The sequence below is a fragment of the Xanthomonas arboricola genome (assembly GCF_003353015.1).
Lineage (GTDB): Bacteria > Pseudomonadota > Gammaproteobacteria > Xanthomonadales > Xanthomonadaceae > Xanthomonas > Xanthomonas arboricola_E.
The window spans coordinates 185,370-206,314 of the sequence record NZ_QREM01000008.1; the positions used below are offsets into that span (position 1 = coordinate 185,370).

Below are 20,945 nucleotides of genomic sequence, written 5' to 3' on the forward strand. Positions count from 1 at the left end.
GCAACTCGATCGACCACGGCCTGGAAATGCCCGATGCGCGCCACGCTTGCCCGGTTCGGCATCGCACCTGCGGACTGAACTGGCCAACCACCGGCAGCCTCTCATCCGGCGCGGTGGCGGGCAATCGCCGTTTCCATGGCGTTGACCATCTGCCGCTCTTCCTGGCTCAGCAGCGGGTTCCAGACATCGAAGATCAGCACTGCGCGCAGCTGCGCGCTCTCGTTACGCGCCTCGTGTTCGATCGAGTCGTCGAACACCAGCACCTTGCCCACCTCCCACTGCCGCCAGTCGTAACCGACCCGGAAGCTGCATCCGTCGGGCACGATCAACGGCAGATGTGCCACCAGGCGTGCATTCGTCTCGCCATGGTGCGGCGGAATGACCGTCTGCGGCGCCAGCACCGAGAACATCGCGTTCGGGCAGACGCCATCGATCCGTGCCGCATCGACCAATGCCAACGCGGCTGCGGTTGCCGGGCATTGCCGCAGATGATCCTGCACCGGCTGGCCATGCGCCCACAGCGGATAGGAACTCCAGGCCGGCGAATGGTTGAGCTCCTTCCACTGATTGACCGGCTGGTCCGGCGCGTAGGCGATATACGGTGCAAAGCCGCCCTTGTCCGCGTGCATGACGGCGCGCAGTTCCTGCGCAATCGCCCCGGTCTGACGCTGTACTGCAGCGATCCACGGAAACGCCTCCGGCGGATGAAACGGCAAGGCGGGCAGTCGCGGGACGTACAGGCGGTTGGATTGGGAGTGGAACGGGCGGCTGCGTCCACATGCGATCGCGGCCGCTTCCGCCCAGCGTCCGGCGAGCGCGGCATCCACAGCGGTGCCTGGCGTGTCCAACACAGCGCGCAAGTGCGCCTCCAGCTCAAGCGTGTCCTGCTCCACCGCCTGCGTGGCCAGGGCGAGCTTGCGCCGCAACACCGCAGGCCATTGCGGCTCGGGTGGCGCAACCTTCAGCGCGTCGCGATAGACGCCGGCGGCGGCACGCGGGCGACCGCGCGCCTGCAGAAACGCGGCCTTCGCCAGCAACCCCGGCAGGAAATACGCATCCAGCGCCAACGCCGCGCTGATGGCCTGCCATTCGCCATCCACATCGCCTTGCGATTGCTTCACCACCGCAATGGTCAGCACGATCATCGGATCGCCCGGGCTGCTTGCGCGCGCGCCCGCCAGGTACTCCAGCGCCGCCGTTGCATCGCCGCGCTGGTAGGCATGCACGCCCAGGCTGTACAAGGCCTGCGGATGCGCCGGCGCCAACTGGTGCACCTGTGCCCACAGCTGCTCGGCCTGCTGCCAGTGCCCGGCCGATGCCGCGGCGCCCGCCTCGGCGATCAGCGCGGCGATGCGTTGGTTGCGTTGTTCGATCTGTACTGCCATCACGCCACTGGCCCCGCCGTCTTCCCCAGCCCGATCATACGGCCTGGGCGGCGGCGCGATGGCGCGATGGCTTTCCCATGACCGGAGAAGATGGCCCGGCCACGTGCTGTTCCAGGCAACGCCATGCCAGCGCCACTCAGGCAACAGGCAGCCGGCGTGCGGTCCGCGTCAGTGCGCGTGGCCGCCGTGCGAATGGGCGTGACCATGATCGCCGTGCGCTGGGCCTTGCGTTGCCGGCGCCGTGCCACACGGCTCGGTACCGCAATCGCCACTCTCCACCTGCAAGGTGACGTGGGTGATCTCGAAGCGCGCGTGCAGCAGCTCGGCGAGGGCGTCGCGCAGGCGGTCGCGGTCGATGGTTTCGCCGACCACCACGTGTGCAGTGAGCGCAGGCGTGCTGGAGGCCAGTGCCCAGACGTGCAGGTCGTGCACGTCCTCGACGCCGGGGTGGCTGGCCAGGGCCTGCTGCACCTGCGGCAGATCGATGCCCTTGGGGACGCCTTCCAGCAGCACATTGATCGCCTCGCGCAGCAGCACCCAGGTGCGCGGCAGCACCCACAGGCCGATCAGCACCGCGAGCACCGGGTCGATCCACTGCCAGCCGGTCCAGCGGATCAACAGCGCGCCGACGATCACCGCCACCGAGCCGAGCATGTCGCTCCAGACTTCCAGGTAGGCGCCCTTGACGTTCAGGCTCTCGCCGCTGCCGGCGTGCAGCAGCTTCATGGCGACCAGATTGATCACCAGGCCGAAGCCGGCGATCAGCAGCATGCCGCTGGAGGAAATATCCTGCGGTGCACGGAAGCGCTGCGCGGCCTCCCACAGGATGTAAGCGCCGACCGCGAACAGCAGCGCACCGTTCGCCAGCGCGCCGAGCGCTTCCAGCCGCACGTAGCCATAGGTACGGCGCGCGTCGGCAGGACGGCGGCTCAGGCGCACCGCAAGCAGGGCGATCATCAGGCCCACGGTGTCGGTGGCCATATGCGCGGCGTCGGACAACAGCGCCAGGCTGTTGGTGATGAACGCACCAATGACTTCCGCCAACAGGAACGTGGCGGTGAGCCCCAGCGCCCACCACAGCGGCGTCTCGTGGCGGATGTCGCTGGGTGCGTGGTTGTGGTCGTGTCCCATGGATGCGCTAGCCTCGTGCAATGCGCGCACCTTAGGCGCACGCGATGGCGGAGACTATTACACCCGGGCGTGATGACATCACATCACGCGAGCGCGGCGCCGCACCTTGTTGCCCAGGCCGGATAGCGACTTGGGGCGGCCAACAGAACCTCTCAAACGCCGCAGCGATGGCGGCAACGTGTCGGCAACCCCCGCTTCGTTAGCGGGTGGAGTGATGTCGTATTGGCAGTGACACTGCTCAGATAGAAAGAAGCTGATCAGACCCCACCTCATCGGACGGCTGCGCTGCATGCACTGCCTGCCCCCTGCTTGCAACCATGCGTACCGACCATCTCGACTGGTCCTTGCCCGCCCACCGTCGCGGGACCTTACGCGGCATGGATGCNCGTCTCGACTGCTCCTTGCCCGCCCACCGTCGCGGGACCTTACGCGGCATGGATGCCGCGTAAGAGCCTACAGGGACGTACTTGCGGCGTGTCCTGCGATGGTGGGCGGGCAAGGGCCCTGCAGCAAACTCACAGCGTAGAGGGCGCGGCGAGGACACCGCACCGGCTGCGGCTGTTTTGTTGAACACCATGCACACCGATCAACTCGACTGGTCCTTGCCTGCCCACCGTCGCGGGACCTTACGCGGCATGGATGCCGCGTAAGCGCCTACATGGACGTACTTGCGGTGTGTCCTGCGAGGGTGGGCGGGCAAGGGCCCTGCAGCCAAGCCGCAGATCATTCGCTCTACCGCCGATGCCCCAGTTCGATCAACTCTCCAGACGGATGCGAAGTGCCATTCCGACTACCCCTCCCTGTCAGCCGCTCTCAAACCTTGGCCACCAGCTTGATCACGCTGGAGAAATCCAGCGCACCGTTACCGGCCTGGCTGTTCATCGCGTACAGATTGCGCGCAAGCTCGCCGAGCGGAATCGACACGCCCGCCTGCACTGCGGATTCGGCGACCAACCCCAGATCCTTGAGCATCAGATCATTGCCGAAGCCGCCGCTGTAACCGCGCGATGCCGGCGCGTTGGGCAGCACCCCCGGCCAGGGATTGCAGACTTCGGTGGCCCAGCTGCGGCCGGTGCTGACCGCCATCATCTGCGACAGCACCGCCGGGTCCAGGCCCTGCGCGACGCCTAGCGCCAGCGCCTCGCCGGTGGCGGCCATGATCACGCCCAGCGCCATGTTGTTGCATAGCTTGGCGACCTGGCCGGCGCCGTTGTCGCCGACGTGGAAGATGTTCTTGCCCATTGCCTGCAGGACCGGCCGCGCACGCTGCAGCACTTCGGCGGCGCCGCCGACGATAAACGTCAGGCTGCCTGCCGCCGCACCCGCCGTCCCGCCGGAGACCGGCGCATCCAGTACCGCCAGGCCACGCGCCTGCGCCTCGGCGGCGAGCTTGCGTGCGCTGACGGGTGCGATGGTGCTGCAGTCGATCACCAGGGCACCTTCGGGAATCTGCGCCAGAATCCCGGCCTCGCCCAGGTACAGCGCTTCGACATGGCGGCTGGCCGGCAGCATCGAGATCACGATCTCGGCGTCGGCCAGGGTGTCGTGTGCGGAGCTGGCGGCATGCGCGCCGGCAGCGACTGCCGCGTCCAGCGCAGCGGGCACCAGATCGAACACCCGCAGCTGGTGCCCGGCCTTGCTCAGGTTGGCGGCCATCGGCCCGCCCATATTGCCCAGGCCGATAAAAGCGATCTTGCTCATGGTGTGGTTTTCCAGGTTTGAGCGGCCATCACCCGAGGGCGCAGCCGTTGAATGGTGTGCCCGGCCGAAGAACGTACGCTGCAGACAGGCGGATGGCATCCAACGGCCCTGCCGTGCGAATGCCGCTCATCTTTTGCATCCCTTGTGGACCGTTCGCATCGGCGTGTCAGCGACTCAACCTGCACCAAGATCGGCAAGCGGATGCCATGCAGGTGGCCAGGGCGATTGCAGGAATGCCGCCGCCCATTGCGCATCGGCCTGTTCGAGCGCGGCAGGCTGCCACTGCGGCGTACGGTCCTTGTCGATCAACAGCGCGCGAATGCCTTCGGCGAAGTCGCCATGCGCGGCGGCATGCAGCGCCACCACGTACTCGGTGCGAAAGGTGTCGGCCAGCGTGCCGGTGCCCGGGTGACGTTGCAGCTCCCAGGCCAGGCGCGCCGAGCCGGGGGCACCGGCGGCCAGCGTTGCGCGCGCGGCCTGCAGCCAGGCGTCCTCGCTTTGCAGTGCCAGGATTGCAGCGACCACCTCCTGTAGCGTCCGGCCTGCCACCAGTTGCGCGATCAAGGCCGCATGCACCTGCAGTGGGCCCGGCTCCAGCGGTTGCGCAATCCCGTGCAGGAACGCGCCGAGCTGGGCGCGGTCCTCATCTGCATCGCCTGTCCAGGCATGCGCGCTCAAGGCTTCCAGCACTGGCCCGTATTGCGCATGCTCCAGGCGGACATCCGCAAGCCCGGCGTAGATGGCATCGCTGGCATCCAGCGGCGCACCGGTCAGGGCCAGAAACAACCCGGCAGCGTGCGGCACCCGGCGCAGCAGCCAACTGCCGCCGACATCGGGAAACAGGCCGACACTGATCTCCGGCATTGCCAGCCGCGAGCGCTCGGTGACCACGCGATGGCTGGCGCCGGACATCAAGCCGATGCCGCCGCCCATCACGATGCCGTGGCCCCAGCACAGCAGCGGCTTGGGATAGGTGTGGATGCGATGGTCGAGCCGATATTCCTCTTCGAAGAACGCAGCAGCATGCGCATTGGCCTGCGGTTGCGCGCAACGTTCCTGCGCATCCGGCACCGCCTCGCGATGCGCACGCATGCTCTGGTACAGACCGTGCAGGTCGCCGCCCGCGCAGAACGCTTTCTCGCCTGCGCCACGCAACACCACGCAGGCGATTTGCGCATCGTCGGCCCAGACGCGCAGCTGCGCATCCAGCAGGCGCGCCATCTGCAACGACAGGCCGTTGAGCGTCCTGGGCGAGTTCAAGGTGGCGATGCCGATGCGATGCCCGTCGGCGCAATCGCGTTGTTCGAACAGCACCGGCGCTTCTTCGGTTGGGCGCTCATCCAGCATCAGCCATTGCTCCACTGCGGCGCGCGCTTTTCCAGAAAGGCTGCGACTCCCTCGGCCTGATCGGGCTGCTCGAACAGGTCGACGAAGGCCTCGCGCTCTGCCACCAGCGCGGCGGCATGGGTGCCATGGCGGGTGGACTGCACCAGGCGTTTGCAGGCCGCGACACTGGCCGGACTCTGCTTGCCGGTGCGCTGTGCCCAGGCGATGGCCTGCGCACGTGACTCACCCGTGCCGACCACCTCTTCGACCAGGCCGATCCGCTGTGCGGTGGCAGCATCCACACGTTCGCCGAGCAGGATCATGCGCTTGGCCCAGCCCTCGCCGACCAGGCGCGGCAGGTTCTGGGTGCCACCGGCGCAGGGCAACAGGCCGACACTGGCTTCCGGCAGGGCCAGCTGCGCGTGTTGCTCGGCAATGCGCAGGTCGCAGGCCAGCGCGCACTCCAGGCCACCGCCCATCGCATAGCCGTTGATGGCCGCGATCGACACGCCGCGAAACGCACTCAGCGCTTCGAAGGCTTCGCCGAACCGCCGGGCCGCGGCGCGCGCATTGGCCTTGTCGCCATCGGCAAACTGCTTGAGATCGGCGCCGGCACTGAAGAACTTCTCTCCCTCGCCAGTGATCACCAGCGCGTAGATGCTGCGGTCCGCATCCAGCGCGCGCACCAGATCGCGCAAGGCTGCAAGGCTGTGCACGGTCCAGGTATTGGCCGGCGGGTTGCACAAGGTGACGATGGCGACATGGCCATCGCGTTCGACCTGCAAGCCGGTATGCGCCTGTGTTGCCCAATCGCTCATCGCAGTTCCTCCTCGCCGTTGAGCAGGTGGCGCGCAATGATCATGCGCATCACCTCGTTGGTGCCTTCCAGGATGCGGTGCACGCGGCTGTCGCGCAGCAGGCGCTCGATCGGGTACTCGCGGATATAACCGTAGCCGCCGTGGATCTGCAGGGCGTCGTCGCAGATCGCAAAACCGGCATCGGTGGCGAAGCGCTTGGCCATCGCGCACCACACGGTGGCATCGTGGCTGCCGGCATCAAGCTTGCGCGCAGCGGTGTGCACCATCTGCCGGGCGGCAACCAACTGTGTGGCCATGTCGGCCAGCTTGAACTGCAGGGCCTGGAAATCGGCCAGTTTCTTGCCGAACTGACGGCGCTCGCCCATGTAGCGACGCGCGGCATCCAGCGCGCCCTGCGCTGCGCCCAACGAACAGGCGGCGATATTGATGCGGCCGCCATCGAGCGCCTTCATCGCCATCTTGAAGCCCTCGCCTTCCTTGCCCAGCAGATTGCCGGCCGGAATGCGCACGTTCTCGAAGCTCACCCCGCGGGTGGGCTGGCTGTTCCAGCCCATCTTCTCTTCCTTGCGGCCGTAGCTGATGCCGGGCGCATCGGCAGGCACCACGAAGGCACTGATGCCGCGGGCGCCGTCGTCGCCGGTGCGGGCCATCACCACCAGCACATCGGTGGCGCCCGCACCGGAAATGAAGGCCTTGCTGCCGTTGAGCAGGTAGCTGTCGCCCTCGCGCTGTGCACGGGTCTTGAGCGAGGCCGCGTCCGAGCCGGCACCCGGCTCGGTGAGGCAATACGAACCCAGCCTGGCGCCGCTGGTCATCGCCTCGCCCCATTGCGCGCGCACCGCGTCACTGCCGTAGCTGGCGATCAACCAGGTGGCCATGTTGTGGATGCTGATGAACGCCGAGGTGGACGGATCGACCGTGGCCAGTTCTTCGAACACCACTGCGGCATCGAGACGGCGCATGCCCAGGCCACCCACGCCTTCATCGGTATACAGCCCGCAAAAGCCCAGCTCGGCCGCCCTGGCGATGGCCTCGCGCGGGAAGTGGCTTTCCGCATCCCAGCGCGCGGCGTGCGGGGCGAGTTCCTTGTCGGCAAAGTCGCGCGCAGCGGCGCGGAACGCTTCCTGCTCGTCATTCAAATCGGCCGTATTGGCGTGTCGCTGGATGGCTGCATTCATGGCGATCAGGTCACTTGAGGGAGATGGTGGTGTTGACGCCGTGGCCCAGCGTTTCGTCGTCGAACCAGCGCGCGGTCACGGTCTTGGTCTGGGTGTAGAACATCACCACCTGCTTGCCGTACGGGCCCAGGTCGCCGAGCTTGGAGGCACGCGAGCCGGTGAAGGAAAACAGCGGCACCGGCACCGGAATCGGCACGTTGATGCCGACCTGGCCCACGTCGATGTCCTCCTGGAAACGCCGCGCCGCCGCGCCGGACTGGGTGAACAAGGCGGTGCCATTGCCGTTGGGATTGGCATTGACCAGGGCGATGGCCTCGTCCAGCGTGGCGGCCTCCAGGATCACCAGCACCGGGCCGAAGATTTCCTCGTCGTAGATGCGCATGCCCGGCCTCACGCCGGAGAAGATCGTCGGGCCGACGAAGTTGCCCTGCTCGAACCCCGGCACGCTGGGCGCGCGACCATCCAGTTCCAGCGTGGCCCCTTGCTCCACGCCGGAAGCGATCAGGCCTTCCACGCGTGCGCGCGCGGCGCAGGAAATCAACGGCCCGACCTCGGTGCCCGGCGCATTGCCCGCGCCCAGGGTCAGGCCCCTGGCCTTGGCCACCAGCGCCGGAATCCACTGCCGCGCCTCGCCCACCAGCACCAGCGTGGAGGCCGCCATGCAGCGCTGGCCGGCGGCACCGAAGGCCGCACCGACCATCGCGTTGAGCGTCTGTTCCTGGTTGGCGTCCGGCAGCACCACGGCATGATTCTTCGCACCCATCATGCATTGCACGCGCTTGCCGGCCAGCGAGGCGCGTTGATAGACGTGGGTGCCCACCTTGGTGGAGCCCACGAACGACAGCGCCTTGATCTCCGGGTGGTCGCACAGCGCGTTGACCACGTCCTCGCCGCCATGCACGACATTGAGCACGCCCTTGGGAATGCCTGCCTGCAGCGCCAGTTCCACCAGCCGCATGGTCACCATCGGGTCCTGTTCGGATGGCTTGAGCACGAAGGTGTTGCCGGTGGCAATGGCCATCGGGAACATCCACAACGGAATCATCGCCGGGAAGTTGAACGGGGTAATGCCCGCGCACACGCCCAGCGGCTGCAGCAGGCTGTAGGTGTCCACGCCGTTGGCGACGTTGTTGGCCAGCTCGCCCAGCTGCAGGTTGCCGATTGCCGCGGCGTGTTCCACCACTTCCAGCCCACGGAACACATCGCCCTCGGCATCGGCCAGGGTCTTGCCCTGCTCGGCGCTGAGCAGCGCGGCCAGTTCGGGCAGGTGCTCGCGGATCAGCTGCTGGTACTTGAGGAAGATGCGCGCGCGCGTGCCGATCGGGGTCTTGCGCCAGCTCACGAATGCCTGGCTGGCCGCAGCCACCGCCGCGTCCACTTCGCCGGTGGTGGCGAACGGCACCTGCGCCAGCACGGATTGATCGGCCGGGTTGACCACGTCCTGCCACCGGGTACTGGCGGAGGTGACGAACTGGCCGTCGATCAACAGGGAGACGCGCGGGACGGAATCAGGCATTGCGGGCTCGCTCGCAGAAGGTCAGGGCAGGTGCTTCGCATTGTTCGCAGCACGCCCCGGCTTTCCCAGCCCGGGACTGCTTAATCGCGCTAAGCTGCGTCCACTATTTTGCGAATCTTGCGAATGCCCCAGTCGCAGCTCCCGCTCCGCCACCAGCTCGGCCTGCGCCTGCAGCGGCTGCGCCAGCGCCACGGCCTGACCCAGGCCGAGCTGGCGCGCCGGCTCGGCCTGTCGCCGAGCTACCTCAACCAGATCGAGCGCAACCAGCGCCCCTTGACCCTGGCGATCCAGCAACGGCTCAAGGCCACCCTGGGCGATCTCGACGGCCTGCTCGACCTGGACGACCCGGCCGCGCTGGTCGAGCCGCTGGACGAATCGCTGCGCAGCCTGGGCCACAGCCTGTCGGCCGCCGAGCTGCGCGTGCTCACCGGCAATCTGCCGCAGGTGGCCCAGGCCCTGCTGGACCTACACCGCGCCCACCAGCACCTGCTCGAGCGCAATGCCGCGCTGGAGATACAGATCGGCGCCGACCACGCCGCGCTGCCCTCGCTGTCGCCAGGCGAGCAGGTGCGCGATTACTTCAATCGCGCGCACAACCATCTGCCGGAACTGGATGAGCGCGCCGAGGCGCTGTATGCCGAACTCGGCCTGACCTCGGACAACCTGCCGCTGCGGCTGCGCCAACGCCTGGCCGACCGCCACGGACTGCTGGTGCAGGACGCGCCCGATCTACACAGCGACAAGCGCAGCGTGGACACGCAGGCGCGCGTGCTGTGGCTGCCCGCGCATCTGCGCCCCGGCCAGCAGGCCTTCCAGATGGCCGCGCAGCTGGCCTTGCTGGAATGCGCACCGCTGCTGGACGCACGCATCGCCGATGCCGGCTTCGAAGATGCCGAACGTATCGCGTTGTCGCGGATCGGGCTGTCGAACTATTTCGCCGGCGCCCTGGTGATGCCGTACGGCCAATTCCTGCGCAGCGCCCAGCGCTCGCGCTACGACATCGAATGGCTGGCCGATCGCTTCGGGGTCGGCTTCGAGGCGGTCTGCCACCGGCTCAGCACCTTGCAGCGGCGCGGCGCGGCCGGGCTGCCGATCTTCTTCATGCGCGTCGATCGTGCCGGCAATGTGTCCAAGCGCCATTCGGCCACCGACTTCCACTTCTCGCATGTCGGTGGCGCCTGCCCGCTGTGGATCGTCTACGAGGCATTCAACCAGCCCGACCGCATCCTCACCCAGATCGCGCGGATGCCCGACGGCCGGCGCTACTTCTGGCTGGCGCGCCAGGTCAGCAGCGGCGCGCCGGGCTATGGCCGCCCGCGCAAGACCTTTGCATTGGCGATGGGCTGCGACCTGCGCCATGCCGATCAGTTGGTGTATGCGCGCGGCTGGGACCTGGACGCGGTGGACGATGCGGTGCCGATCGGCCCCGGCTGCCTGACCTGCGAACGCAACGACTGCGTGCAACGCGCATTTCCGGCATTGCCCCGGTTGCCTGCCAACGCGCACTAGCCCGAGACCAGGGGTTCGTCGCGTCGCCCAGGCAACCTCACTGCCCCAGCGCCTGCAATGCAGGCCGTAACTGTGACGAATCAAGCGCTACCGCTGCACTGCAGCATTCCAACGCGAGATACCTCACGCAAAATGCTTCATTGGAATGGAATGGCTTGCGCTTCTACCCTGAAGCGGACACATGCAGGACAGGGGGACGCCAGGACGATCGAGGATCGTCGCGGCGTCACGCACACGACCAATCAGCTCCACACCGCAGTACCGCAGCAACCGCCATGCCCGCGTCGGACGCGCCAGCGCGCAGCCGCGCCAGAGCGCCGCACCAGCGGCCACTATTCCATTCGGTAACTTTGTCCTGGGAGGGATCAAACGATGCCCGTTCACCATACCGGCCACCCGGCCAGCCGGCGCCTGCGCCGCACGCCCGTGCGCGACGTCCTCTGCGCCACCATTGCCTGCGTGCTGGCCACCGCGTTCAGTGCGCAGGCACAGGACAGCGCGCCTGCCGCGCCGCCGGCCACCGATGCCAGCACCACGGCTGCGCCGCCGGTCACGCTGGACAACGTCACCGTGATCGGCCAGCGCGCCAGCCTGAACCAGGCGGTGCAGGCCAAGCAGATGTCCGATCACGTCATGGAAGTGATCTCCGCAGACAACATGGGGCAGATGCCCAATGTCACCGTGGCCGAAGCGCTGGTGCGCCTGCCCGGCGTCAACGGCACCCGCGACCGCGGCAACGAGAGCCTGGCCACCGTGCGCGGCCTGGGCCCGCGCATGACCATGGGCACCGTCAACGGGCGCGAAATCGCCTCCTCCGAACCCAATCGTGCAGTGCGCTGGGAAGTGTTTCCCACCGAGATCGTCTCCACCGTCAAGGTCTACAAGACCCAGTCGGCGGACCTGGTCGCCGGCGGTCTTGCCGCCACCGTGGACATCTCCACCATCAGCCCGCTGGACTACACCGGCCCGGGCTTTGTCGGCACCGCCGGACCGGTGTTCTACGACCACGCCAAGGACGTGGATGGCTACACCCCGTGGGGCAACCGCTTCGGCGCCAGCTGGGTGCACCAGATCAACGACAACCTGGCGGTTGCGCTGGGCGCCACCTATCAGAAGCAGAAGAATTCCAATTCCTCGATCGGCAGCTGGGGCTATACCGATGCCACCACCTCGCGCGATGTGGATGGCGACGGGACCGTGGACCCGACGCCGTTCGGCGCGGCCGACCAGCTCAAGCTGACCGACCAGACCCGCACCGGCGCGATGGGCACGGTGCAATGGCGCTCGGGCAACTTCGAGTTGAAGTTCGACGGCCTGTACTCGCGTATCGAGATCGACGAAGACCAGTTGCAGAACTGGTTCAACGGCCTGGCCTACAGCACCTTCTCGACCGGCGCCAATCCGTACACCACGCCGGGCTCGTCCTACACCATCGTCGATGGCGACGTGGTGGCCGGTACGCTGGCCAACTCGAACCTGCAGGTTGACCATGTGGTCAGCCACTACAACGAGGTCAAGACGCTCACCGCCGGCGGCCTGAACGCCAAGTGGAGCGGCGATGTGTGGACGCTGGGCAGCGACCTGTCGTTCTCGCAGGCCAAGCGTGACAACACCTGGCAGGCGGTGCGCTTCGGCAGCAACCCGGACACCGTCTCGTTCGATTTCCGCCGCAGCGTCACCCCCACCATCCGCACCAGCTCGGATACCCCCGAGTGGGGCATCGCCGGCCAGACCGAGCCGCAGGGGCTGCGCGACAAGATCGCCGCGCTGGCGCTCAACGCCAGCCGCTCGATCGATGCCGCCGCGTTCACTTCGCTGGAATTCGGCGCACGCGCCGCGCGCCGCGAGAAGCAGAACCGCCGCTTCATCAGCAACCAGTCCGGTTACGACCAGCCGATCTCGGCCTATCAGGGCCTGATCTACCCGGTCACCATGCCGGACTTGAACGTGCCCACGCTGACCGGCGGCAACATGGATGCCATCGCCGAGATCGGCTTCGGCGGCTTCGACCCGGCCACGCTCAACGAGCAGTTGCTCGACCACTGGAACGTCAAGGAAGACGTCCGCGAAGCCTTCGCCAAGGCGGTGTTCAGCTCGCAGCTGTTCGGCACCGATGTCACCGGCAATATCGGCGTGCGCCTGGTCAACACCAAGACCACCAGCAACGGCTTCGATTCGGTCGGCACCACCGTGCAGGCAAGCAGCGACCGCAAGGACTACACCGACGTGTTGCCCAGCGCCACCGTCAACTTCCTGATCGACGATCAACGCATCCTGCGCTTTGCAGTGGCCAAGGTCATCGCGCGTCCGCCGCTGGACGAATTGCGCACCGGCCGGCGCCTGGACGACCCCAACGTCACCGTCGGCCAGCTCACCGGCAGCGGCGGCAACCCGCAGCTGGATCCGTTCAAGGCCACCCAGGTCGACCTGTCCTACGAGTGGTACTTCCACAAGGAAGCGCTCGCCGCACTGGCCGTGTACCGCAAGGAGGTGGATTCCAGCATCGGCTACCGTACCGACCGCGAAATCATCAACGGCCTGGACTACCTGGTCAGCGCCCCGTTCAACGGCGGCGGCGGGCATATCAACGGTGTGGAACTCACCTTCCAGACGCCGTTCTACTTCATCCCGCACATGGAAAACTTCGGCGTCTATTCCAACTTCTCGCTGGTCGATTCCAACCTCAAGGAGTTCTCGCCGGAGAACAACCCGCTGCCGTTGAGCGGCCTGGCGCGCAAGACCGGCACCTTCGACCTGTGGTACAGCAACGGCAGCTTCGAAGCGCGCGTGGGCTACAAGTACCACAGCCCCTACACCGTGGTGTATGGCTGGAATGCGGCGCGCCTGGCACGGCTGCAGAGCGAAGGTACGGTGGATCTGAGCCTGAACTGGCAGTACAGCAAGCAGCTCGGCTTCCGCTTCCAGGCCGGCAACCTCACCAACGAGCCGCTGCGCGCCTATACCGACAACAAGTCCAACCGCCTGGCCAACCAGGACGATGGCGGCTACCAGGTGTTCGGCCGTCGTTACCAGCTGGAAGCCACCTACAAGTTCTAGGCGCCAGCGACACCCCAGCTGTACGACTGCTCCACAGCTGCGGTCGGTGCGCGCAATCGTCTCCGTCAGCGACGGTGCGATTGCGCGCACCGACCGCACGACGGTCCTGCCGCCTGCGGCAGGCCGTCACCCGCTCCGCGCTCTATCTGTCGAGGAATTGCATGCGCTCCACACGCCGCCTCTGGACGCCCGCGCTGCTTGCGCTGGCCATCTCCACCTTCGCACACGCCGCCCCGGCCCCCGCCACGCTGTATCTGGGCGCGGACCTGTCCTACGTCAACGAGATGGAGGAATGCGGCGTGCAGTACCGCGAGAACGGGGTGGTCAAGGACCCATTCGAACTCTTCCATGCGCACGGCGCCAACCTGGTGCGCGTGCGGTTGTGGAACGATGCCCGCTGGACCCGCTACAGCGATCTGTCCGACGTCAAGAAGACCATCGCGCGCGCCCGTGCGCAGGGCATGCAGGTGCTGCTGGACCTGCACTATTCCGACGACTGGGCCGATGGCGAAAAACAGCTGATTCCCAAGGCCTGGGCCAGCATCACCGATACCGATGAACTGGCGCGCACGCTGTACGGCTTCACTTACGACACCCTCAGCGCACTCGACCGTGCCGGCCTGATGCCGGAGCTGGTGCAGGTCGGCAACGAAAGCAATTCCGACCTGATGGACAGCCAGCCGTGGGACAAGCAGCGCCCCATCAACTGGCAACGCAACGCCAAGCTGTTCAATGCCGGCATCAAGGCAGTGCGCGACATCGGCGCACGCTCCACGATCAAGCCGCGGGTGATGCTGCATATCGCCCAGCCGGAAAATGTGGAGCCGTGGTTTGCCGCCGCCACCAAGGCCGGCGTCACCGACTACGACCTGATCGGCATCAGCTACTACCGCAAGTGGTCGACCCAATCGATGGCCGAGCTGGGCAAGACCATCAAGCGCCTGCGCGGCCGATACGACGCCGATGTGGTGGTGGTGGAGACTGCGTACCCGTGGACGCTGGAGTCCGGCGACACCTCGCACAACCTGCTCGGCGAGGATTCGCTGATTGCCGGCTACCCGGCCACACCACAGGGCCAGGCCAGGTACATGGTCGATCTCACCCAGCTGGTGATCGACACCGGCGGCGCCGGCGTCGTGTATTGGGAGCCGGCATGGACCAGCAGCAGCTGCAAGACACGCTGGGGTACCGGCTCGTCGTGGGAAAACGCCAGCTTCTTCGACTTCAAGCACGGCAACGAGCTGCTGCCGGCGATCGACTTCATGCGTCATCCGTATACCGGCGTGCCTGCACCGACGGGCAAACCTGCCGCGGGCATGCAGCGCGACGCTACGGAGACCGGCAAGAGGACCCAGCCATGACCGGCATCAATCGCCGCGAACTGCTGCGCGGCATGCTCGCCAGCGGCGTGAGCGCCGCACTTCCGGTCGGTACGGCCGGTGCGTTGCTGCCCGCCATCGCCGCTGCAGCACCAGCCGCAGGTAACACCGCCACGCCGCTTGCCGCGCTCGGCGATGCAGCCCTGGCCCCACGCGAACGGCTGCTGTTCGACTTTGGCTGGCGCTTTCATCTGGGCCATGCCAGCGACCCCTCGCGCGACTTCGAGTTCGGCACCTTCCAGCGTACTTTCGCCAAGGCCGGCAAGGACACCGCCACCGCCGCGCAGCTCGCCTTCGACGACAGCGGCTGGGAACTGCTGGATCTGCCGCACGACTGGGCCGTCACCCTGCCCTTCCGGCAGGAGCCGATCTCGGCCACCATCACCGAGGAAGACCCGGCCGCCGCGCATGGCTACAAGGCCCTGGGCACCAGCTTTCCGGAAAACAGCGTGGGCTGGTATCGCCGCACGCTGCAGATTCCCGCCAGCGACCTGGGCAAGCGCATCAGCCTGGTGTTCGACGGCGTGTTCCGCGACTGCATCGTGTTCTGCAATGGCCACATCGTCGGGCGCAATGCCAGCGGCTATTGCGGGTTCGAGGTCGACCTCAGCGACGTGCTCGACTACGGCAAGCCCAACCTGATCGCGGTGCGCGTGGATGCCACGCTGGGCGAAGGCTGGTTCTACGAAGGCGCCGGCATCTATCGCCATCTGTGGCTGCACAAGACCGACCCGCTGCATTTGCCGCAGCACGGCGTGTTCGTGCGCAGCACCGTGCAGGACGGCAACGCCACTGCGCAACTGTCCACCGAAGTGCGCAACGACGGCACCGCCGCGCGCCAGTGCACGGTGCAGGTGCGCGTGACCGCGCCGGATGGGCGCGTCGTTGCACAGGCAGCCAGCACGACCATCACGCTTGCACCCGGCCAGCTACAGCGCGTCGAGCAGACCCTGCCGCTCGGCCAGGCGGCGTTGTGGTCGATCGACAATCCGCAGCTCTACCACCTGACCACCAGCGTGCACAGCGACGGCAAGGCGGTCGATGCGGTGGTCACGCCGTTCGGCNTCCTGTTGAACGGCGCACCGCTCAAGCTGCACGGCACCAACAACCACCAGGATCACGCCGGCGTCGGCACCGCCATCCCCGACAGCCTGCACGAATGGCGCCTGCGCCAGCTCAAGTCGATGGGCTGCAATGCCTATCGCAGCTCGCACAATCCGGCCACGCCCGAACTGCTCGCACTGTGCGACCGGCTCGGCATGTTCGTGATCGAGGAAACCCGCCGCATGTCCACCGACCCCGAAGCCATGGGCGAGCTGGAGACGATGGTGCGGCGCGGGCGCAATCATCCCAGCGTGATCCTGTGGTCGCTCGGCAACGAAGAACCGCAACAGGTGACCGAGCGCGGCGCGCGCATCGTCGGCCGCATGCAGCAACGCGTGCGTCAGCTCGATCCCACCCGTCCCACCACGTTCGCCATGGACAAGGGCTTTGGCGATGGCGTGGGCCAGGTGGTGGATGTGGTCGGCTTCAACTACCGCACCAGCCAGATGGACGGCTTCCACGCCCAATACCCCCACATTCCGATCTACGGCAGCGAGACCGGCAGCACCGTGTCGGTGCGCGGCAACTACCGGCGTGACGACGCGCGCGGCTACACCCGCGCCTACGACATGGACCACCCATGGTGGGCCAGCACCGCCGAAGCCTGGTGGAGCTACGTCGCGCAACGCCCGTATATCGCCGGCGGTTTTATCTGGACCGGTTTCGATTACCGCGGCGAACCCACGCCCTACAACCGCTGGCCGAATGTCGCTTCGCAATTCGGTGTGCTGGACAGTTGTGGCTTTCCCAAGGACAACTACTGGTACTACCGCGCGCAGTGGACCAGCGAACAGGTGCTGCATCTGTTTCCGCACTGGAACTGGGACGGCCTGCTGCAGCCCGACGACAAGGGCCACGTCGCCGTCTGGTGTCATACCAATCTCGAAGCGGTGGAATTGCTGGTCAACGGCGTCAGCCAGGGCCTGCAGCAGGTGCCAGCCTACGGGCATGTGGAATGGCGCGTCGCCTATGCGCCGGGCGTGATCGAAGCGCGCGGCTATCGCGGTGGCAAATTGGTGCTCAGCGAACGCCGCGAGACGGCCGGCAAACCGGCAGCGATCCGCCTGAGCTGCGACCGCGACGCAGTGCGCGCGGATGCCGAAGACGTGGCGGTGGTCAAGGTGGAGATCGTCGATGCGCAAGGCCGCCTGGTACCGACCGCCGACAGCCTGGTGCAGTTCGCGCTGCGCGGCCCTGCGCGGTTGATCGGCGTGGGCAATGGCGACCCTGCCAGCCATGAGGATGACAAGGCGCCGCAACGCAAGGCCTTCAGTGGACTGTGTGCGGCCCTGCTGCAGAGCACGCGCAGCGCCGGCGGCATCGTCTTGCAGGCCACCGCACCCGGCCTCGCCGCTGCCACCCTGCGCCTGGAGGCCGACAAGGCCAAACCGCGCGCATCGGTGGCCTGACGCAGCCCGTAGCAGCGGCTGCAGTGATCATCAGGAACCATGTCAACCCCAACCCACCGCAGGGCTGGGAGCCATGACTGGCTCCCGGCACGGTCAGTCGCCTGCGCCCGCGTGCGCAGGCGGCATGCGGTGGTCACACCCGCCCGGCCCACCGCTGTTACGCCCGGCGACTGGACGCTGGCGGGCGGGTTCACGCATCCGTGCTCCCTGCATCCGGCGCACGCGGAAAGTAGCGGCTGAGCTTTTCTTCCCACGCCTGGAAGTGCTCGAGCGTGTAGGCATCCATCGGCCGCGGATCGGCAGCGACCACCTTTTTCTGCGCCACATACGCGATGCGCTGGGACGACAGCTCGTCCCACGCCTTGCGCAGCATCACCGGGTCGGGATGCGAGACCATCATCGCTTCCAGCAGCGTGGCCTGCGCCGCGCGTGCGACCAGCAGGTCGCTGAGCGCCTCGGTCACGGCCTGCATCCACTCTTGCTGTTTCTGTTCCATACCCAACCGATCGCTTGCCTCGTGCGCCGCGCACCACAGCGCGTCATCCGGAACGGCGGTGTGCAAGCACGGTTCAAGATTCAGGACACCACGTGATGCGAACAGGTGATTTCTCGCTCCATCGCTTCGCCTGATCCATCTCATGCCCGCGACACTGCGTCACCGCAACGCTGTGCTCCCGCGCGGCGCATGGCGGCGCGGGAGCACAAGCCTCACCGCAAGCGCGAGAACGCCCCAATCCCCGCGATCGCCAGCCGCTCGGCGGGCACCGCCGTCTCCGCGAACGACAGCCGCAGGTAGCGGATCTGCCGCACCTCGGGGAAATTCAGCCGCTGGGTCGAAAGCGCATAGGCGATATTGGCCAGCTCACCGGCACCGGCGGGCTGCCAGCGCTGCCCATCTTCGCTGGTTTCGGCGCGATAGCCCTTTGGCGGCGCCGCACCGTTCATCACCGTGCGCGAGGGCGTAAGGCTGAAACCAGCCACCTGACGCAGCGCGCCGAGGTCGATGGTCGCCTGTACTGGATGGCCCGGCGTGGGTGCGGGCGTGATCCAGATCGTGCTGGCATCGTCGTCGAGTAATCTTTCCGCCCCTGGCGCGTTCGCCTCGACGATGCGCCAGCCGGCGGTGGACAGCACGTCCGGCGCGTTCGCCGTCGGCCGCGCCACCGGCACTGGCGCCACGGCCCGGAACAACGCGAATTCGCTGATTGCCGGGCACACCGGCGCCTCAAGCACGACCAGGCGTACCCGGCGCGCCGCGATCGGGCGATCCAGCCGCAGGATCCGCTGCGCACCGATGCACTGCGCTTCGGCCAGCCGGCGCCATTGCCCATCAACCTCGGCCTCGACCGCGAAGCGGGTGACGCGCACGCCCAGCGGCAGATACTCGCGTAGCCGGATCAGGTCGAAGCTGTGCGCCGCCGACAGCTCCAGCGTCAGCGTCGGCGTGGTGACCTCGTCCGGTGTGGACCAGTAGCTGTCCGGCTGGCGGTCAAGCACGCGCGCCGGCTCGAACCCTGCGCCGCGCGACGCACTGGCGCTGGCCTTGGCGCCCCTGGCCAGATCGATGGCAAAGCTGGCGCGGATCGCGTCGCCGAAGCTCTGCAGCACCGCCACGTCGTGGTCGGGGATGCGGCCGCGGCGGTCGGGCGGAAGATTGAGATTCATGTTGGTGCCGCGCGCGACCGAGGTGTCGAAGTAGCGCACCAGGTTCTCCGGGCTGCGCACCTTGCCGTCTTCATCGGCATGGTAGAACCAGCCCGGGCGGATCGAGGTATTGGTTTCGGCCGGCCACCACAGCGCGCCCCCGCGCACGCCGGAGCTGCCGTTTTCCTGGGTATACGGGGCATTGGGCATGGTCGGCCAGCTCGGATCGCCGGCGATGCCGTCCTCGTTGCCGCCCCAGCGGATATCGGCGCCGAGCGGGTCGAAGGTACAGGCCATCGGCTGGTACTGGTGCACCAGCTCGATCATCCGCGGCCAGTTGTAGTAGGCGGGCGCATCGATCTTGCGCGATTCGCGCGCTCCACCGTAGTAGCCGTCGCCACCATTGGCGCCGTCGAACCAGAACTCGAACAGGTCGCCATAGCCTGTGCAGAGTTCGACGATCTGCTTGCGGAAATAGTCGAGATAGCCGGGGCGCCCATACTCGGCGTGGTTGCGATCCCAGGGAGAGAGGTAGATGCCGAACGCCAGGCCGGCGCGGCGGCACGCTGCTGCCATTTCGCCGACGATGTCACCCTTGCCGTTCTTGTAGGGCGCGTTCCGGATGCAATGCTCGGTCAACCGCGTCGGCCAGAGGCAGAACCCGTCGTGGTGCTTGGCCGTGAAAATGAGCCCCTTCAGATTGCCGGCCTTGGCCGCAGCGACGATCTGGTCGGGTGAAAAATCGCTGGGATCGAATTTGCGCGGGTCTTCGTCGCCGTAGCCCCACTCCTTGTCGGTGAAGGTGTTCATCGCAAAATGCACGAAGGCGTATTGCTCCCACCGATGCCACCGCAGCTGTCGCGCACTGGGCACCGCCCCCCATGGGGCCGGTCCATTGGAGCGCGGCGTCTGCGCGATCCGGGCCGCCGAGACGCTGAAGCTGGCGGCGGCCGCCACACCGGTGGCAAGAAAGGTACGACGATCGATCATTAGCGCTTTCCGACGTTGCACAATTTTCGATCTTAGCTTTTCCAACCGCGAAAGAGTCCTACCCCGACGCAACCGGCGCCCTGCAAGGCACTGCGCACGGGCAGGCCCTGACGTCTGGAAAATGCGCTGTGCAGCGTAGCGTCTCGACGGCACGAGGGCGCGACCGCACACCTAGCGCAGATCCACATCCCGCGGAAAATAACGGCGAAACTTCTCTTCCCAGGCCTGGAATTGTTCCAGCGTGTATGCGTCCATTGGCCGTTCCACCGGGGCGGCTGCCTTGTTCTGGGCAACGACTGCAATCCGCTGGGACGACAGTTCGTCCCAGGCCTTTCTCAAGGCGACCGGGTCGGGATGCGAGACCAGCATGGCTTCCAGCAGCGTCGCCTGCGCGACGCGCGCGGCCAGCAGATCGCTAAGCGCGTCGGTGACGGCCTGCATCCATTCCTGATTGCGGTTATCCATGTGCGGCGTGTCGTACGTCTGTCTGTGGCCGAGCACTCTAGCCCCGCGGCCGACACGGCGATGTGCAGCTGGCACAAGCCTGGGCCACCTCAGTCGCCGCTCGCATCGATACAGCCGCAGGCCTCCAGAAAGGTCACGGCGCGGCGGATCGGCACCATCAGACGCGATTTCCGCAGCCGCATGCCGTCGGCCCCCATGCTGTCCGGACTGAACAGCCCTCGCCGGCTACCGCAAGGCGCTGACGGCCAGCCGGGCTGGCAGCGCATGTGATCGGCGGCGATCGGCTCGCTTCCACGGCCGGCGGAGGCCACCTGGTACCAGCGATGAAGCATA

At 67.0% G+C, this 20,945-nt stretch carries 16 protein-coding genes (1 of these 16 only partly in view); 5 read left to right on the forward strand and 11 right to left on the reverse strand.

Features of this window, described 5'->3' with window-relative positions; genetic code table 11:
- A protein-coding gene (locus tag C0541_RS08805) for a sulfotransferase (RefSeq protein WP_193725908.1) crosses the window boundary here: on the forward strand, positions 1–78 show its final stretch. It extends 1,395 nt beyond the left edge of the window; the window shows 78 of its 1,473 coding nt (coding positions 1,396–1,473); its start codon lies off the left edge, out of view; its stop codon occupies positions 76–78.
- Between the two features lie 23 nt (positions 79–101).
- On the opposite strand, the gene C0541_RS08810 is transcribed toward C0541_RS08805, so the two are convergent.
- The 7 genes from C0541_RS08810 to C0541_RS08840 all read right to left on the reverse strand — a co-directional run bounded on the left by C0541_RS08810 (position 102) and on the right by C0541_RS08840 (position 9,055).
- The gene (locus C0541_RS08810; RefSeq protein ID WP_115047663.1) at positions 102–1,385 is read right to left on the reverse strand and encodes an aspartyl/asparaginyl beta-hydroxylase domain-containing protein; all 1,284 of its coding nucleotides are present in this window, start codon (positions 1,383–1,385) and stop codon (positions 102–104) included.
- Between the two features lie 168 nt (positions 1,386–1,553).
- Complete coding sequence (locus C0541_RS08815) at positions 1,554–2,516, reverse strand: cation diffusion facilitator family transporter (protein ID WP_115047665.1); 963 nt, start codon at positions 2,514–2,516, stop codon at positions 1,554–1,556.
- Positions 2,517–3,329: 813 nt separating this feature from the next.
- On the reverse strand, positions 3,330–4,232 hold the full coding sequence (gene mmsB / locus C0541_RS08820) for a 3-hydroxyisobutyrate dehydrogenase (RefSeq protein ID WP_193725909.1): 903 nt from the start codon (positions 4,230–4,232) through the stop codon (positions 3,330–3,332).
- Between the two features lie 159 nt (positions 4,233–4,391).
- Positions 4,392–5,564 carry an enoyl-CoA hydratase/isomerase family protein gene (locus C0541_RS08825; RefSeq protein ID WP_161959979.1) on the reverse strand — a complete coding sequence of 391 codons (1,173 nt, stop codon included), beginning with the start codon at positions 5,562–5,564 and terminating at the stop codon, positions 4,392–4,394.
- The gene (locus C0541_RS08830) at positions 5,564–6,361 is read right to left on the reverse strand and encodes an enoyl-CoA hydratase (protein ID WP_115047669.1); all 798 of its coding nucleotides are present in this window, start codon (positions 6,359–6,361) and stop codon (positions 5,564–5,566) included. Before C0541_RS08830 ends, C0541_RS08825 begins: the two co-directional genes overlap by 1 nt.
- Positions 6,358–7,539: an acyl-CoA dehydrogenase family protein gene (locus tag C0541_RS08835; protein WP_115047671.1), complete on the reverse strand. Its 1,182-nt coding sequence runs from the start codon at positions 7,537–7,539 to the stop codon at positions 6,358–6,360. Before C0541_RS08835 ends, C0541_RS08830 begins: the two co-directional genes overlap by 4 nt.
- Positions 7,540–7,549: 10 nt before the next feature.
- Positions 7,550–9,055, reverse strand: coding sequence for a CoA-acylating methylmalonate-semialdehyde dehydrogenase (locus C0541_RS08840; protein ID WP_115047673.1), 1,506 nt, complete (start codon positions 9,053–9,055; stop codon positions 7,550–7,552).
- A 123-nt stretch (positions 9,056–9,178) separates the two neighbouring features.
- Here C0541_RS08840 and C0541_RS08845 point away from each other — a divergent pair, with 123 nt between their 5' ends.
- From C0541_RS08845 to galA, 4 genes are all read left to right on the forward strand, one after another.
- On the forward strand, positions 9,179–10,564 hold the full coding sequence (locus C0541_RS08845; protein ID WP_115047674.1) for a short-chain fatty acyl-CoA regulator family protein: 1,386 nt from the start codon (positions 9,179–9,181) through the stop codon (positions 10,562–10,564).
- Positions 10,565–10,936: 372 nt separating this feature from the next.
- Positions 10,937–13,621, forward strand: coding sequence for a TonB-dependent receptor (locus tag C0541_RS08850; protein WP_115047676.1), 2,685 nt, complete (start codon positions 10,937–10,939; stop codon positions 13,619–13,621).
- 161 nt (positions 13,622–13,782) lie between these two features.
- Positions 13,783–14,982, forward strand: coding sequence for a glycoside hydrolase family 53 protein (locus C0541_RS08855; RefSeq protein WP_115047678.1), 1,200 nt, complete (start codon positions 13,783–13,785; stop codon positions 14,980–14,982).
- Positions 14,979–17,513, forward strand: coding sequence for a beta-galactosidase GalA (galA, locus tag C0541_RS08860; RefSeq protein ID WP_115047681.1), 2,535 nt, complete (start codon positions 14,979–14,981; stop codon positions 17,511–17,513). The genes C0541_RS08855 and galA overlap by 4 nt, the downstream gene beginning before the upstream one ends.
- A gap of 190 nt (positions 17,514–17,703) precedes the next feature.
- On the opposite strand, the gene C0541_RS08865 is transcribed toward galA, so the two are convergent.
- The 4 genes from C0541_RS08865 to C0541_RS20705 form a co-directional block, all read right to left on the reverse strand.
- A complete protein-coding gene (locus C0541_RS08865; protein WP_115048166.1) occupies positions 17,704–18,009 on the reverse strand; it encodes a hypothetical protein in 306 nt (101 codons plus the stop codon).
- A 212-nt stretch (positions 18,010–18,221) separates the two neighbouring features.
- Positions 18,222–20,147: an alpha-L-fucosidase gene (locus C0541_RS08870; protein ID WP_115047683.1), complete on the reverse strand. Its 1,926-nt coding sequence runs from the start codon at positions 20,145–20,147 to the stop codon at positions 18,222–18,224.
- Between the two features lie 171 nt (positions 20,148–20,318).
- A complete protein-coding gene (locus tag C0541_RS08875; RefSeq protein WP_115048168.1) occupies positions 20,319–20,612 on the reverse strand; it encodes a hypothetical protein in 294 nt (97 codons plus the stop codon).
- 89 nt (positions 20,613–20,701) lie between these two features.
- Positions 20,702–20,944, reverse strand: coding sequence for a hypothetical protein (locus tag C0541_RS20705; RefSeq protein ID WP_153064972.1), 243 nt, complete (start codon positions 20,942–20,944; stop codon positions 20,702–20,704).
- Position 20,945: the final 1 nt, after the last annotated feature.